Here is a 14,305-nt window from a genome sequence, read left to right on the forward strand (position 1 = left end):
GCCGTGCGGCCGGGCGGGCCCCGCTGCCGTGATGGTCGTCCTCGCGGACGATGGATCGTCAGGCGGGCCCGCGGGTGCCCACCCGTGCCGGGCGCAGGATGCGCTCGTGCAGGCGGTAGCCGGGCTGCATGACCAGCGAGACCGTGGTGGTCCCGACCTCATCGGAGTCCTCATGCATGAGGGCCTCGTGGAGCGTCGGATCGAACTCGTCGCCCTCGGCGCCGTAGCGCTCCAGGCCCTGGCCCGCGAGGACCTCCTCGAGCTTCGAGGCGATCGCGTGGAACGGGGTGCCTTCGACGATGTCGCCGTGACGGCGCCCCAGCTCGATGTCGTCGAGCACTCCGATCAGGGAGCCCAGGACCCGACCCACTGCCGCCTCCTTGGCGACCTCGGAGGCCTGCTCGATGCGCCGACGGGAGTTGACGTACTCCGCCTGCTCCCGCTTGAGCTGCTCGCCGAGCTCGGCGACCTGGGCCTCCAGCTCGGCGACGCGGGAGCTGCCCGCATCCGCCTCGCCCGCAGCGGCCTGCTCGAAGAGCTTCGCCGCCTCGGCGTCGATCGCGTCGACGCCCTCGGCCTGATCGCCCTCGGCGGGCTCCGACGGGCGGACGGTGCCGTCCGCCGGATCCACCTTGCGCTTGTCGGTGAAGGAGAACCGCGGCTCACCCTCGGGGCGCTGCGCGTCGTCGGGAGTGCTCCGGTCCTCGCTCATCACTTCTGCTCCTCGTCCTCGTCCACGATCTCGGCGTCGACCACGTCCTCGTCATCCGACGAGGCATCGGCGCCCTCGCCGCCCGCCGCCCCGGCGGCGCCATCGGCGCCCTCCTGGGCCTGGGCGTAGATGGCGGTGCCGACCGCCTGGAGCGCCTCGTTCAGAGCATCGCGCTTGGCCTCGAGGTCGCTCGTGGAGGCGTCCTCCTTGGCGAGCTCCTCCTTGGCCTCCTTGATCGCGTCCTCCGCCTTCGTCCGGTCCGCGTCGGCGACCTTGTCCGCATTGTCCTTGAGCAGCTTCTCGCCCTGGTAGACGAGCTGCTCGAGGGTGTTCCGGGCGTCCGAGTTCTTACGACGCTCCTCGTCCTCCGCGGCATGCGCCTCGGCGTCCTTGACCATCCGGTCGATGTCCTCCTCGGAGAGGGCGGATCCGCCGGTGATCTGGATGGACTGCTCGTTGCCCGTGCCGCGGTCCTTCGCGGTCACGTGCACGATGCCGTTCGAGTCGATGTCGAAGGTGACCTCGATCTGCGGGATGCCGCGCGGCGCCGGCGCGATGCCGGTCAGCTCGAAGGTTCCCAGAAGCTTGTTGTCGCGGGTGAACTGACGCTCGCCCTGGAACACCTGGATCGCGACGGAGGGCTGGTTGTCCTCAGCGGTGGAGAACACCTCGGAGGTCTTGGTCGGGATCGCGGCATTGCGCTCGATGAGCTTGGTCATCACGCCGCCCTTGGTCTCGATGCCGAGGCTCAGCGGAGTGACGTCCATGAGCAGGACGTCCTTGCGCTCGCCCTTGATGACGGCGGCCTGCAGGGCAGCGCCGACAGCGACGACCTCATCGGGGTTGACGCCCTTGTTGGGCTCCTTGCCACCGGTCAGCTCCTTGACGACCTCGGTCACCGCAGGCATGCGGGTCGAGCCGCCGACGAGGACCACGTGGTCGATGTCGGCGATCTTGATACCGGCATCCTTGATGACCTGATGGAAGGGCGCCTTGGTGCGCTCGAGCAGATCCGAGGACATGTCCTCGAACTGGGCGCGCGTGAGCTTCTCGTCCAGGTGGAGCGGGCCGTTCTCGGTCATCGACAGGTACTGCAGCGAGATCGAGGTCGAGGTCGAGGAGCTGAGCTCCTTCTTGGCCTGCTCCGCGGCCTCCTTGAGGCGCTGGAGGGCGATGCGGTCCTTGGACAGGTCCACGCCGTCCTTGGACTTCACCTGCGAGATCAGCCAGTCGACGATCTTCTGGTCCCAGTCGTCGCCGCCGAGACGGTTGTCGCCGGCGGTGGCCTGGACCTGGATGGTCGAGCCGTCCTCGTCCTTGCTCACCTCGAGCAGGGACACGTCGAAGGTGCCGCCGCCGAGGTCGAAGACCAGGATCTGCTCGTCGTCCTGCCCCTTCTCGAGGCCGTAGGCGAGGGCCGCGGCGGTGGGCTCGTTGATGATGCGCAGGACGTTCAGGCCGGCGATGGTGCCGGCGTCCTTGGTGGCCTGGCGCTCGGAGTCGGAGAAGTACGCCGGCACGGTGATGACGGCGTCCGTGACAGGCTCGCCCAGGTAGGACTCGGCGTCCTTCTTCAGCTTGCCGAGGGTGCGTGCGGAGATCTCCTGCGGGGTGTACTTCTTGCCGTCGATCTCCTGGGTCCAGTCGGTGCCCATGTGGCGCTTGACGGAGGAGATCGTGCGGTCGACGTTGGTGACGGCCTGGCGCTTGGCGACCTCGCCGACGAGGACCTCGCCCTGCTTCGAGAAGGCGACGACCGACGGGGTGGTGCGGGAGCCCTCGGCGTTCGCGATGACGGTGGGCTGACCGCCCTCGAGGACGGCGACGGCGGAGTTGGTGGTGCCGAGGTCGATTCCGACGACACGGGACATGTGTGCCTGCCTTTCTGCGGCGCGCTGTGCGCACCGCCCTGGTTTCGTGCATCGCCGTCGGCCGCTCCCGGTCGCCCGGGGGTCGCCGTCCGGCTCCGCCGGCCGCCTGGACCGGCGGCAGGTCTGAGTGACAACGGCTCAAGTAGAGATCCGTCGGTCGCCGCTTGTCAACCCGCGACGCATCGAACTTGAGTACATCCGACTCAACCTGTGCGAGGGTCACATCATTCCCGAACCCCGCAGGAGTGGCGCGACTCACACGGAGGGGGATCTCGGCGCGTCGGCAGCCGTCATCATCCGGCGGCGGCGCAGCGACAGGGCCTTCGACCCCTCGGCCGACCTGCCACCAGGAGACGACGGATCAGCCACGTGCCGCCATCGCCGACAGACCCTCACGCGGATGGCGGCGACCACCCGGCCTCCGCGTCTCCGCCTGGCCCCGGACACACCCTGACGACAGGCTCCAGCAGCGCGACTCGTGATGGTCGACCATGTGCACGGACAGCCCCGTCTCCCCCGGCCGGACCTCAGGGACGAGCTCCCATTCCTCCGTGCAATCACCCTGGAACTGCGCTCGATAGCGGAGCGGTGGGGTCTCGAAGAGGTGGTCCAGCCGGTCGCGCAGCGCATCGGTCGCCCGCGCGTAGGACTCGTCATCGATGCAGTCGGCGCTGGGGACCGCCATCGGCGGCAGCACGTCCATGCCGGTATAGGCGAAGGTCCTGTGCAGGAGGCCGAAGAGCAGCTCGCACAGCTCCCCGTTCTTGCCCCGCGGTCCGATCGCCTGCGGGCGGTCACCCAGGGTGGTGAGGACCAGGACGCGCTTGCCCCGGAAGGGGCCGTTCTCGAACCGCAGCCGCTGCCCTGCGCGCGGATCCGTGCCGAACGCGAAGCCGCTGACCAGCACCCGGTCGAACCACCCCTTGAGGATCGCCGGAACGCCCTACCACCACAGCGGGAACTGCACCACCACGGCGTCGGCGGAGGCCAGCTTCTCCTGCTCCCGTCGGACGTCGTCGGGCAGAGAGCCCTCGACATAGACGCGCCGTGGATCACCGGTCGGGTCGAAGCGCCGCCCGTCCTCGACCAGACCTTCTCCGTGCACCACCGGGTCCCACCCCATCGCAAAGAGGTCGGACTCCACGACCTGCAGGCCCCCGATCCGAGATGCACGACGCCCCCACGGCGGAGGGAATCGTTGAGGGAGCGGGGCTCCGGGTGAGCGCTGAGCCAGAGCACGTCCTTCTGTTCATCCATGGCCCCAGCGTCACAGGTCTCGGCCGGATACGGCAGCAGGGACATTTCTGGCCATCAGGGCCGACACGCAGGACTTGGAGGCGACCGGAATGCGAAAGCCCGTCGAATCGGCGATCAGGGTCTGCCCGGTGGAGGTGGCGACCGCCGTGCTCGACGGGGCCTGGAAGCTGACCGTCGTGAAGCACCTGCTCGAGCAGCCGTACCGATACGGCGAGCTGTGCCGAGCACTGCCCTCCGCTCCCCCGCGCTCGCTCACCCACCAGCTGCGCGAGCTCGACGAGGACGGCATCATCCACCGCGAGGTGCACGCTCAGGTGCCTCCGAAGGTCGAGTACTCGCTGACGCCGCTCGGCGCCTCGTTGGCACCGATCGTCGAGCAGCTGGACGCCAGGGGCGCCGCATACCAGCGATAGGCGCATACCAGCGATAGGCGCATACCAGCGATAGAGCCTGCGCTCCACGCCGCGCCCGCGGCACGCAGGCAGGCCCGGGATCACGTGACCGATCACACCCCGCCTCCTATCTGGGACAGTCGTCCATGTTTGACGTGGGTTCATCCCGGAGCCACGGGTCCAGCACCCCGTCTCCGGAACTCCCCGCCACGGGGCGCCCTCGAGAGAGTCCGATCATGACCACGAGCACCACGACCACAGCCCGCGCCGGCGCGATAGGCGCAGCCCGCCCCACCGCACCGATCATGCTCGCCCTCATCGGCGCGGTCGCTCTCCCGCCGCTGGCCATCGACATGTACCTGCCCTCGCTCCCCGAGATCAGCGAGGTCTTCAGCGCACCGGTCGGGATCTCCCAGCTGACCCTGACCTCTTTCCTCCTGATGCTCGGGATCGGCCAGCTGGTCGCCGGTCCCCTCTCGGACGCCGTCGGTCGCCGGCGCCCGCTGATCCTCGGGCTCATGATCTTCATCGCCGGCTCGGTCCTCGCAGCCCTCTCACCCAGCATCGGAGTGCTGCTGGCCGCGCGCATCATCCAGGGCGTCGGCGGCTCCCTGGCCGTGGTGGTCGCCAACAGCTCGGTGCGGGACCTCTCCTCCGGTGACGGCGCGACCCGGCTCTACGCCCTGATGATGGGCGTCGTCGGCATCGCCCCGGTGATCGCCCCGACGATCGGCGGCTTCGTCGACACCGCCGTCGGATGGAGAGCCGTCTTCTGGATCCTCGCGGTCCTCGGCACGCTCCTCATCGCCGTGGTCCTGCTGGCCCTCCCGGAGACGCTCGCCCCGGAGCATCGAGCACCCCTGCGGCTCGGCACCGTCTTCACCGTCCGCCGGGACCTGGCTCGCACCCGGGGGTTCGCGGTCCCCGCGGCCGCGCTGATCGCCATGTTCGGGCTGCTGTTCGCCTACATCGGAGGCGCCTCCTACGTCTACCAGGGGACGTTCGGGCTCAGCGTGAGCGCCTTCGGACTGGCCTTCGGAGCGACCGGTGTGGCGATGATGGTCGCGACCCTCGCGGTGAACAGGCTCTCCACACGCTTCCGCTCCGCCTCGCTCGCTCTCGTCGGGGACGTCATCACCTCCGCGGGAGCGCTCGGGAGCGTCGTGCTGGCCCTGGCCACAGCCCCTTTCCCCGTCTTCCTGGGCAGCATCTTCGTGCTCGTCCTCGGCCTCGGGATGTGCGAGCCGGCTCTGATGGGTCAGGCCATGACAGCCTCGGAGACGGGCTCCGGTCAGGCGGCGGCCCTGCTCGGCTCCGCACAGTTCCTGCTGGGAGCCGTCGCCACTGCGGTGGCCGGCGTGGTGGCCGCGGCAGGAGCGCTTCCCTGGGCCCTGCTGCTGTCGGCCTTCGCCGCGCTCGGCCTGGTCCTGATGCTCCTCGGCAGGAGGGCGCCGACGGTCGCCCCATCTCAGGGCGGCCCGGAGCGCTGACGCGGGTGCGCATCGGCACCCGCGGGCATACGCTCGTCCCATGGGCGTCAACGGAGACAGCACCTTCAGCGGAGACAGCACCACCACGAGCGCCGGGACGGCGCGGGGCGGTGACGCGCCGCACGGGACGGCGCCGCCGCGTCCGGTCCCGGACGTCAAGCCCCGCAGCCGGCAGGTGACCGACGGCCTGGCGGCGACCGCCTCCCGGGGCATGCTGCGAGCGGTCGGCATGGGCGACGAGGACTGGGACAAGCCCCAGATCGGCATCGCCAGCTCCTGGAACGAGATCACCCCGTGCAACCTGTCCCTGGACCGCCTGGCGAAGGCGGCCAAGGACGGCGTCCACGCCGGCGGCGGATACCCGCTGCAGTTCGGGACCATCTCGGTGTCCGACGGGATCTCCATGGGGCATGACGGCATGCACTACTCCCTGGTCTCCCGAGACCTCATCGCCGACAGCGTCGAGACGGTCATGCTGGCGGAGCGGCTGGACGGATCGGTGCTGCTCGCCGGCTGCGACAAGTCCCTGCCCGGGATGCTCATGGCCGCCGCACGTCTCGACCTGGCGAGCGTGTTCGTCTACGCCGGCACGATCATGCCGGGCCGCGCCGCGCTCTCCGACGGCACCCAGAAGGACGTCACCATCATCGACGGCTTCGAGGCGGTGGGCGCCTGTGCGCGCGGGCTGATGAGCCGCGAGGACGTCGGCCGGATCGAGCGCTCCATCTGCCCCGGCGAGGGAGCCTGCGGCGGCTTCTACACCGCCAACACGATGGCCACGGTCGCCGAGGCCATCGGCATGTCGATCCCGGGCTCGGCGACCCCGCCGTCGGCCGATCGCCGTCGCGACGCCGATGCCCGCCGCGCCGGCGAGGCTGTCGTCGGGCTCCTGCGCGACGGCATCACGAGCCGCGACATCATGACCAAGCCGGCCTTCGAGAACGCGATCGCGGTGGTGCAGGCCTTCGGTGGGTCGACCAACGCGGTGCTGCATCTGCTCGCGATCGCCCACGAGGCCGACGTCGATCTCACCCTCGAGGACTTCGCGAGGATCGGTGCGAAGGTTCCGCACCTGGCGGACCTCAAGCCCTACGGGCGCTACGTCATGAACGATGTCGACCACGTCGGCGGCATCCAGGTGGTCATGAAGACCCTCCTCGACGAGGGTCTCCTGGACGGCGGATGCCTGACCGTCACCGGGCGCACCATCGCAGAGAACCTCGAGGCGCTCGCGCCCCGTCCCGCCGACGGCACCGTCCTGCGCCCCGCCTCCGCCCCGATCGCCCCGACCGGCGGCATCACGATCCTGCACGGGACCCTCGCCCCAGAGGGCGCGGTCGTGAAGTCCGCCGGCTTCGAGGAGGACGTCTTCGAAGGCACGGCAAGGGTCTTCGAGCGCGAGCAGCAGGCGCTGGACGCCCTCGCCGACGGCACGATCGACCACGGCGACGTCGTCGTCATCCGCTACGAGGGCCCCAAGGGCGGACCAGGGATGCGCGAGATGCTCGCGATCACGGGTGCCATCAAGGGCGCCGGCCTGGGCAAGGACGTGCTGCTGTTGACCGACGGCCGCTTCTCCGGCGGAACCACGGGCCTGTGCGTCGGGCACATCGCACCCGAGGCCGTCGACGGAGGCCCGATCGCCGTCGTCCGCGACGGCGATCGCATCCGCCTCGACGTCGCGGACGGACGTCTGGATGTGCTGGTCGACGCGACCGAGATCGCCTCCCGGCTGGAGGGCTGGAAGCCGCTCCCCCCGAAGTTCACCAAGGGCGTCCTGGGGAAGTACGTGAAGCTCGTGCAGTCCGCATCGCGAGGCGCGATCCTCGGCGATTGAGCGGGCCGAGCAGACCGTACGGGAAGGGCGACCGCCGGAGGCGTCCCCGGTAGGCTCCGACCATGTCCGTCCCCCGCGCCCCAGGGCCCCGTCGCAGCGTCCGCCTGCGCCTGTCCGACAGGATCGCCGAGATCGTCCCGGACCCGGTGCGCGGCGGATGGGCGCTCGAGCTCGGAGGGCTCGAGCAGTCGCATGTCGACCTGGCTGATCCGACTCGACTGACCCACGAGTACCTGGCACGCATGGCGCGGATGCTCGATGCCTGCTGGCCACCCGGCCGACCGATCTCCGTGATCCACCTGGGCGGCGGGGCGCTGACGCTCGCCCGCTACGTGCAGGCGACCCGCCCCGGCTCCGCGCAGATCGCGGTGGAGATCGAGAGCGAGCTGCCGACATTCGTGATCGATGCGCTCCCCCTTCCGCAGGGGACCCGGCTCGAGGTCGAGATCGGCGACGCCCGCGAGCGCCTCGCCAGGAGGATCGAGGAGCACTTCGATGCGGTGGTCCTGGACGTGTACTCCGGGGAGGCGTCCCCGAAGCATCTCACCGGCTCGGAGTTCTTCCGCGAGGCCCTCGGGCATGTCGCCGAGGACGGTCTGCTGCTGGTGAACGTCGGCGACGACGCCGGCCAGCGCTTCGTCGCCCGCCAGATCCGTGCGCTCGACACCGCGAGCGCACAGCTGGGCCACGCGGGCACCTGGACGCTCACCGACGCGACGCTGCTGACCCGCCCCTCCGACGGCAACATGGTCCTCGCGGCCGGTCCCGCCCTCGCCTCGCCGCGCATCGAGGAGATGCGTGCGGCCTGGCTCGCCGCCGGGCCGCACCCCGCAGCGGTCCTCGATCCGCAGGAGTCCGTCGCCTTCGCGGACTCCCGGCTGCGATCCGCCGACCGGACGGCTTAGGGATCGCCGATGATCCCGCGCCTGCGCACGCGGATCCTCGGTGCCGGGGTCGCCGGGCTTGCCGCGGCCGGCGCCCTCGCCCGCGACGGGCACGAGGTCGAGCTCATCGACGAGGCGTTCGCCCTTCCGCCCGTCGGCACCGCGCTGGTCCTGTTCGGATCGGGGCGCGAAGCGCTCGATCGCCTCGGGGTCCTCGAGGAGATCCGTGATCACTGCGCGGCCCCGCGCGAGGGCCGACTGATGAACGCCGACGGAAGGGTCCTGGCCCGGATCCCCGCCGGCGACACGCTGCTGGTCCCACGCACCGACCTGGTGCGGATCGTCCGGGACTCGCTGCCCGCGACCGTCGTCCGCCGCACGGGCCGCATCGAGGATCCTGCCGCGCTGCGACGTCTGCAGGAGGACACGCACGTCCTGGTGGGAGCCGACGGCGTGCACTCCCCGCTCCGGCGCACCCTCTGGCCCGGCGACCGCTCGGCCCGCTCCCACGCGGTGACGGTGCTGCGCGGCACAGCGGACATCGCACCGCCGGAGATCGCCGAGATCTGGGGTCCCGGCTGGCTGTTCGGGATCACGCCCCTCCCCGGGGGCCGTACGAACTGGTTCGCGAGCTGTCCGGAGCACCGCACCGGTTCGACGGACGAGGACCTCGCCCATCTGCGGGCGCTCATCGGAGGGCGTCTCGCCCCGATCGACGCGGTGCTCGAGGCCGCGACTGCGGAGACGACCCTGGTGCACGGGATCCTCACAGCGCCCCCGGTGATCCCGGTCCGCGGTCGCACGGTGCTGATCGGGGACGCGGCCCACGCGATGGCGCCCAACCTGGGACACGGGGCGAACACGGCGCTGGAGGACGCGATGGCCCTCGCCCGGGTGCTCCGTCGGCCCGGGTCCCGGGCCGTACCCGATGTCGGGGCTGAGCAGGATCCGACGTCGGCCGATGCGGAGGTCGCCCTGCGCCGCTATCGACGGCGCCGCACCGTGCCCGGGCAGGCGTGGAGGATAGGGTCGTCGGCGATGATGCGGCTGGCGTCGGCGCGCCGCACCGCCCCTGCCCGCGACGCGGTGCTCGGCACGCTCGGAGCGGTCACCCGCCGCTGAGGTCCCGGCGCGAGCCCTCAGGCGGTGGGGAGCTCAGGCGATCTTGCGGGCGAGGGTCGTGATGACGTGCCAGTGCTTCTTGTCGGCCAGGAAGCGGCCGTCCTCATCACGGACCGAGCGGTCGATCACCTGGAACCCGCGGAACATCGCATCGATCTCGGACGCTTCGAGGGTCGCGACATCGGGCCTCTCCGCCCAGGTGTCGTTGGTGCCGAAGACGTCCACCGCCATCACGCCGCCGCGCGGCAGCGCGTCGACGAGCTTCGGCCATGTCGAGGCCAGACCTTCGGGTCCCAGCAGACCGAGCGTGTACGTGGAGTAGACGATCTTCGCGGCCGGGAACTCCTCGACCTCCGCGATGTCGGTGTGGTGGAAGTGCACGGCGCCTGTCATGCGCTCGTTCTCGACCAGGCGCGCGGCGAGGGTGTCGTCGGCGTCGTAGGCGTGAACGGTCCAGCCGCGGCGCGCGAACTGCAGCGAGTCCGCTCCGGAGCCCGCTCCGAGCTCGAGAACCGTGCCGGCGCTGCGGTCGCCGCCGGCGGCGGCGATGGCTCGGGCGACCAGGCGTCGGGCAGGTCGACCCGCCGCTGACGTGTTCAGCGCCGCCCAGTCCACCTTCTCAGCCGTGTCCATGCCTCTCAGGCTGTCTGAGTACGGTTCCGGATTCAACTTCCCGTGACCCAGGACGCGTCGGTTTTCGTCACGGGCGAACATAGTGGGGTCCCACGTCGCTCCGCGACGCCCCGCCTAGGATGGCTGGCATGCCTGACACCTCCCTGCGGATCGCCGCGATCTGCCTGCACACCTCCCCGCTCGAGGAGCCCGGAGGCGCCGATGCCGGCGGGATGAACGTGGTGGTGCACGAGCAGGCGCTCGCCCTCGCGCGCGCGGGCCATCACGTCGATCTGATCACCCGCCGTGCGGATCCCGAAGCGCCCGATACGGTCGAGGTCGCCGACGGCGTGCGCCTGCACCATCTCGATGCGGGCCCCGCGGCGCCGCTCGCCAAGAGCGACATGGAGCAGGCGATCGTCCCGTTCCGGGCGGGTCTCGCGGCGCTGCTGCCGGGCCTCGGCGCGGACCTCGTCCACTCCCATCACTGGTTCAGCGGCGTGGCGGCGCTGCCCGTCGCCCGCGAGCTCGGCCTGCCGCACCTGCAGTCCTTCCACTCCGTCGCCGCACCCGAGGGCGCGGGCGGGCTGGAGGCCGGCGAGCCCGCGGAGTCCTCCGGCCGGATCCCCGGAGAGCGGACCGTCGCCGAGGGGTCGGACCTCGTCGTCGCCGTCTCCGAGGCGGAGGCCCGGACCGTCGGAGAGCGGTACGGCGTCCCCGGCGAGCGCCTGGCGATCGTCCGCCCCGGAGTCGACGTCGACGCCTTCCGACCCGCTCACCGTTCCTCACGTCCGTCGGCTGCCTCCACGGAGGACCGCCCGGATCCGGAGCCGGGGCCGGAGCGCTCCGCGGCCCCGACCCTCCTGTTCACCGCGCGCCTGCAGCCGCTGAAGGCGCCGGACCTCGCCCTCGAGGTCCTCGCCCATCTCGATCCTGCGCTCGGTGCGCGACTCGTCCTGGCCGGCGGACCGTCCCAGGACTTCTCCGACTACGGGGCGCAGCTCGCGGCGAGGGCGGAGGAGCTCGGGATCGCCGACCGGGTGAGCATGCCCGGATCCCTGCACCGTGCCGCCCTCTCCCGCGCCATGCGGGAGGCCTCGGTGCTGCTGCTGACCAGCTGGTCGGAGACGTTCGGCCTGGTCGCTCTGGAGGCGCAGGCCAGCGGGACTCCCGTGGTCGCCTGGAGGTGCGCCGGAGGAGTGCAGGAGGCCGTGGATCCCGAGCACGGTCTGGTCCTCTCGAGCCGAGACCCCGATGTATGGGCCGAGGCCGTGCAGGCTCTCCTCGGCGACGACCGGCGCATGCGGACCGCTGGAGCCTCCGCCCGGGAGTTCGCGCTCTCGCGCACCTGGGAGGTCTCGGCCGCTGCCCTCGCGGCGCTCTACGCGAGGGTGCTGCGATGATCGCTGGTCAGATGCCCCCGGCGAAGACCCCTGCACCGAAGAGCCCCTGGGAGCTGCTGGAGGACGCCCCCACCGTGCTGGCCGTGCATGCCCATCCCGATGACGAGACGCTGGCCACCGGTGCGCTGCTGCGCACTCTCGCCTCGTCGGGGACCCGTCTGCTGCTGGTGACCGCGACCCGCGGCGAGGAGGGCGAGATCGTCCCCGGCACCGTGGATCCTGCGGACGCGCGACCCCTCGACGTGATCCGCGCTGCGGAGATCGACCGCGCCGCAGGAGTCCTCGGCATCGCCGAGCGCTTCATGCTCGGCACGGCCCCCGCGCTCGCCGAGGGCGCCGGCGAGCGCCGTTACCGGGACTCCGGCATGCGGTGGATCCGCGAGGGCCTCGCCGGCCCCTCCGAGAGCGCGGGCGAGGACAGCTTCACCCGTCGTCCGCTGGAGGACGCGGTCGCCGATCTGTCCGCGCTGATCGGAGAGGTGCGGGCCGACGTCGTCCTCGGGTACGACGACGAGGGCACCTACGGCCATCCCGATCACGTGCGCGCCCATCACGTCACCGCTCGAGCTTGCGAGCGCATGGGGGTCCCGATGATAGAGATCTCGAGCTCCGACACCGCGGACGGCCAGGTCACCGGGCACCGGGACGCCGAAGGGCACGCCGACGCCCGGGGCTTCTCCTGGCGCGACCTCCCCGACGCCGCCGACGCCGTGCGGGAGGCTCTGCGGGGCTACCGCACGCAGCTGACCGTCCGCGAGACCGACGCACGGCCGCAGGAGGGCATCGCGATCCGTCATGTCGGCGGACAGGACGACACCGTCCCGCTGCGCAGCGGGCTGCGTCTCAGAGGGTGACCAGCCTCAGAGACTGACGTCGAGCAGCGTCGGCAGATGATCGGAGGCACCCGCGAGGCGATCGGCCGGGACGCGGCGGGTCTCCGTGACCGCATGGGCGGCGCGGACGGCCACCCCCTCGGTGGTGAGGATCGCATCGATCCGGCGCTGAGGGCGCTGCGCGGGGAAGGTCAGCTCGTCGTCGTCAGCAGGATCCCGGAGCAGCGGGGCGAGGGAGCGGCGGGCGGCTCCGTCGGCCGTCTCGTTGAGATCCCCGCCGATGATGACCGGTGCCCCGGCGCCCCGCACGAGAGCGGCGACGTGCTCCGCATGGACGAGGCGGTTCTCCTCCTGCAGGGCGAAGTGGATGGAGGAGACGACGACCTCGCCACCGCCTGGGAGGGAGAGCCGCACGGCGGCCACGCCGCGAGGATAGGTCGAGTTCAGGTCCGTGACCGCCTGCGGGACGGGATGCAGGCCGCGCCGGATCACCCGCGCCGCCATGTCGTCGGAGCCGAGCACAGCGAGCCCCCGACCGCCGAGCCCGCCGACCAGCACCTGCCGGCCGACCTGTCGGGCGAGCCAGTCCAGGCGAGCCGAGGGGAGGACGAAGCGCGGGGCCTCCTGCACGAGCAGCACATCCGGCGCGAGGTCCTCGATCGCGTCGATCATGGCGCGCAGATCCCCGCGCAGCTCCCACAGGTTCCATGCGCAAATGCGCAGATCGGTCATTGCGACTCCTCCGACTCCACCTGATCCACCTGCACCGCAGACTGCATCTGCATCGCCTGCATCACCGAACGGGACGTCGGCGGTCCAGGAGCGGGCACCGGCCCGCGTCCTCGGCGCCGAACGGGTCTCAGCACTGCGCGACGGTGATCACGCGCTCGGTCAGCCCGATCAGCTCGTCGACCTCATAGCCGGGCCAGCCGAACAGCATGCGCCGCCATTCCGGCGGCACCGCCTTGACCCCCAGCCCCGCGCCGATCAGGGCGCCGGCGATGCAGGCGACGGTGTCGGTGTCATAGCCCGCACGGGTGGCGGACTCCAGCACCGCCACCAGGGACTCGCGCCGCTCGAACCTCCCCTCGGGGAGCGGCAGGGCGCCGGAGATCGCCGACCAGGCGGCCTGGAAGGCTCCCACGACCCAGCCGTTGCGCCGGAACGACGAGGGCACCGAGCGCTCGGCCTCCTCGATCCTGCCCAGCCACAGCTGGCGCCGATCCTCCTCGAGACGGGAGAGCCCGACCCGCACGTCGATGTCTCCTGTGAGGATCGCGGCACGGACCGCGAAGCCCCACAGCATGCACGCCTCTGTGACATCGGGATGGACATGCGTGAGCCTGCACACGGCATCGATGCCCGCGGCGGCGTCATCGTCGGACGCCAGCAGGTAGGGCAGCACCGCCGCATGGGTGCGCATCAGCGATCCGTTCCCCGCGATCCTCGGCAGCTCCTCATGGGCGCTCCGAGCAGCTTCTCGGAAGTCCTCTGCACGGGGGGCGTAATGGCCGGCGGAACGAGCCCGATCGGCGGCTCGCCGGACCACCGTCGAGGTGAGGGTGCCGATGTCCGGGGTGCCCAGGGACCACGAGTACCACTCGCGCGAGATCTGGTCCTGTGCGGACTCGACCCGCAGGTCATGCACCCCCGGGGCGCTCGCGGCGGCCTCCAGCACGACGATCGCCATCGAGGTGTCGTCGGTCCATTCGCCGGGCTGCCAGTCGAGCACGCCGCCGCCGACCATCGCGACGTCGTCGGAGTCGGCGACCGGGGCCTGGAACTCGTACGGGGCGCCGAGAGCGTCCCCCGTCGCGGCCGCCACCACGGCGCCGAGCGCCCGCTCGGCCTGCACCTCCGTCAGCGCCATCTCTGCCTCTCCCGTGCCGTCC

General features: G+C 71.4%; 12 protein-coding genes and 1 pseudogene. 7 read left to right on the top strand and 6 right to left on the bottom strand.

The features are described 5' to 3' along the window. Positions 1-58: 58 nt before the first annotated feature. From ACZ5AJ_RS08390 to ACZ5AJ_RS08400, 3 genes and pseudogenes are all read right to left on the bottom strand, one after another. A complete protein-coding gene (locus ACZ5AJ_RS08390) occupies positions 59-712 on the bottom strand; it encodes a nucleotide exchange factor GrpE (protein ID WP_464132655.1) in 654 nt (217 codons plus the stop codon). Beyond that, entirely contained in the window at positions 712-2,583 is a 1,872-nt protein-coding gene (dnaK, locus tag ACZ5AJ_RS08395; RefSeq protein WP_464132657.1) for a molecular chaperone DnaK, read from the bottom strand. Before dnaK ends, ACZ5AJ_RS08390 begins: the two co-directional genes overlap by 1 nt. A 361-nt stretch (positions 2,584-2,944) precedes the next feature. Next, positions 2,945-3,706 (bottom strand): annotated as a pseudogene (locus ACZ5AJ_RS08400) (NAD(P)H-dependent oxidoreductase). Positions 3,707-3,929: 223 nt separating this feature from the next. Between ACZ5AJ_RS08400 and ACZ5AJ_RS08405 the strand changes: the two are divergent. The 5 genes from ACZ5AJ_RS08405 (at position 3,930) to ACZ5AJ_RS08425 (ending at position 9,565) form a co-directional block, all read left to right on the top strand. After that, a complete protein-coding gene (locus ACZ5AJ_RS08405) occupies positions 3,930-4,253 on the top strand; it encodes a winged helix-turn-helix transcriptional regulator (RefSeq protein ID WP_464132660.1) in 324 nt (107 codons plus the stop codon). A 215-nt stretch (positions 4,254-4,468) separates the two neighbouring features. Then, positions 4,469-5,722 (top strand): multidrug effflux MFS transporter, encoded by a 1,254-nt coding sequence (locus tag ACZ5AJ_RS08410; protein WP_464132662.1) that lies wholly within the window; start codon positions 4,469-4,471, stop codon positions 5,720-5,722. 40 nt (positions 5,723-5,762) lie between these two features. Further along, complete coding sequence (gene ilvD, locus ACZ5AJ_RS08415) at positions 5,763-7,559, top strand: dihydroxy-acid dehydratase (protein ID WP_464132666.1); 1,797 nt, start codon at positions 5,763-5,765, stop codon at positions 7,557-7,559. Positions 7,560-7,621: 62 nt separating this feature from the next. Further along, positions 7,622-8,464, top strand: a complete 843-nt coding sequence (locus tag ACZ5AJ_RS08420) for a spermidine synthase (RefSeq protein WP_464132670.1) — start codon at positions 7,622-7,624, stop codon at positions 8,462-8,464. Positions 8,465-8,473: 9 nt separating this feature from the next. Then, positions 8,474-9,565 carry an FAD-dependent monooxygenase gene (locus ACZ5AJ_RS08425; protein WP_464132673.1) on the top strand — a complete coding sequence of 364 codons (1,092 nt, stop codon included), beginning with the start codon at positions 8,474-8,476 and terminating at the stop codon, positions 9,563-9,565. Between the two features lie 33 nt (positions 9,566-9,598). Here the strand turns inward: ACZ5AJ_RS08425 and ACZ5AJ_RS08430 are convergent, their stop codons facing one another. Then, positions 9,599-10,198, bottom strand: coding sequence for a class I SAM-dependent methyltransferase (locus tag ACZ5AJ_RS08430; RefSeq protein ID WP_464132677.1), 600 nt, complete (start codon positions 10,196-10,198; stop codon positions 9,599-9,601). Positions 10,199-10,326: 128 nt separating this feature from the next. Between ACZ5AJ_RS08430 and ACZ5AJ_RS08435 the strand changes: the two genes are divergently transcribed. Continuing rightward, the gene (locus tag ACZ5AJ_RS08435; protein WP_464132681.1) at positions 10,327-11,580 is read left to right on the top strand and encodes a glycosyltransferase; all 1,254 of its coding nucleotides are present in this window, start codon (positions 10,327-10,329) and stop codon (positions 11,578-11,580) included. Then, positions 11,577-12,434, top strand: coding sequence for a PIG-L family deacetylase (locus ACZ5AJ_RS08440; RefSeq protein ID WP_464132685.1), 858 nt, complete (start codon positions 11,577-11,579; stop codon positions 12,432-12,434). Before ACZ5AJ_RS08435 ends, ACZ5AJ_RS08440 begins: the two co-directional genes overlap by 4 nt. Positions 12,435-12,440: 6 nt before the next feature. Here the strand turns inward: ACZ5AJ_RS08440 and ACZ5AJ_RS08445 are convergent, their stop codons facing one another. Together ACZ5AJ_RS08445 and ACZ5AJ_RS08450 are read right to left on the bottom strand one after the other, a co-directional pair. Further along, complete coding sequence (locus ACZ5AJ_RS08445) at positions 12,441-13,145, bottom strand: endonuclease/exonuclease/phosphatase family protein (protein WP_464132689.1); 705 nt, start codon at positions 13,143-13,145, stop codon at positions 12,441-12,443. Positions 13,146-13,272: 127 nt separating this feature from the next. Continuing rightward, on the bottom strand, positions 13,273-14,283 hold the full coding sequence (locus tag ACZ5AJ_RS08450; RefSeq protein ID WP_464132692.1) for an ADP-ribosylglycohydrolase family protein: 1,011 nt from the start codon (positions 14,281-14,283) through the stop codon (positions 13,273-13,275). Positions 14,284-14,305: the final 22 nt, after the last annotated feature.

The organism is Brachybacterium zhongshanense (assembly GCF_055385755.1).

Bases quoted from the DNA above. Each gene is read 5' to 3' on its own strand.
- ACZ5AJ_RS08445 (WP_464132689.1), bottom strand. From the start codon at position 13,145: ATGACCGATCTGCGCATTTGCGCATGGAACCTGTGGGAGCTGCGCGGG.
- ilvD (WP_464132666.1), top strand. From the start codon at position 5,763: ATGGGCGTCAACGGAGACAGCACCTTCAGCGGAGACAGCACCACCACG.
- ACZ5AJ_RS08435 (WP_464132681.1), top strand. From the start codon at position 10,327: ATGCCTGACACCTCCCTGCGGATCGCCGCGATCTGCCTGCACACCTCC.
- ACZ5AJ_RS08440 (WP_464132685.1), top strand. From the start codon at position 11,577: ATGATCGCTGGTCAGATGCCCCCGGCGAAGACCCCTGCACCGAAGAGC.
- dnaK (WP_464132657.1), bottom strand. From the start codon at position 2,583: ATGTCCCGTGTCGTCGGAATCGACCTCGGCACCACCAACTCCGCCGTC.
- ACZ5AJ_RS08450 (WP_464132692.1), bottom strand. From the start codon at position 14,283: ATGGCGCTGACGGAGGTGCAGGCCGAGCGGGCGCTCGGCGCCGTGGTG.
- ACZ5AJ_RS08405 (WP_464132660.1), top strand. From the start codon at position 3,930: ATGCGAAAGCCCGTCGAATCGGCGATCAGGGTCTGCCCGGTGGAGGTG.
- ACZ5AJ_RS08425 (WP_464132673.1), top strand. From the start codon at position 8,474: ATGATCCCGCGCCTGCGCACGCGGATCCTCGGTGCCGGGGTCGCCGGG.
- ACZ5AJ_RS08410 (WP_464132662.1), top strand. From the start codon at position 4,469: ATGACCACGAGCACCACGACCACAGCCCGCGCCGGCGCGATAGGCGCA.
- ACZ5AJ_RS08420 (WP_464132670.1), top strand. From the start codon at position 7,622: ATGTCCGTCCCCCGCGCCCCAGGGCCCCGTCGCAGCGTCCGCCTGCGC.
- ACZ5AJ_RS08430 (WP_464132677.1), bottom strand. From the start codon at position 10,198: ATGGACACGGCTGAGAAGGTGGACTGGGCGGCGCTGAACACGTCAGCG.
- ACZ5AJ_RS08390 (WP_464132655.1), bottom strand. From the start codon at position 712: ATGAGCGAGGACCGGAGCACTCCCGACGACGCGCAGCGCCCCGAGGGT.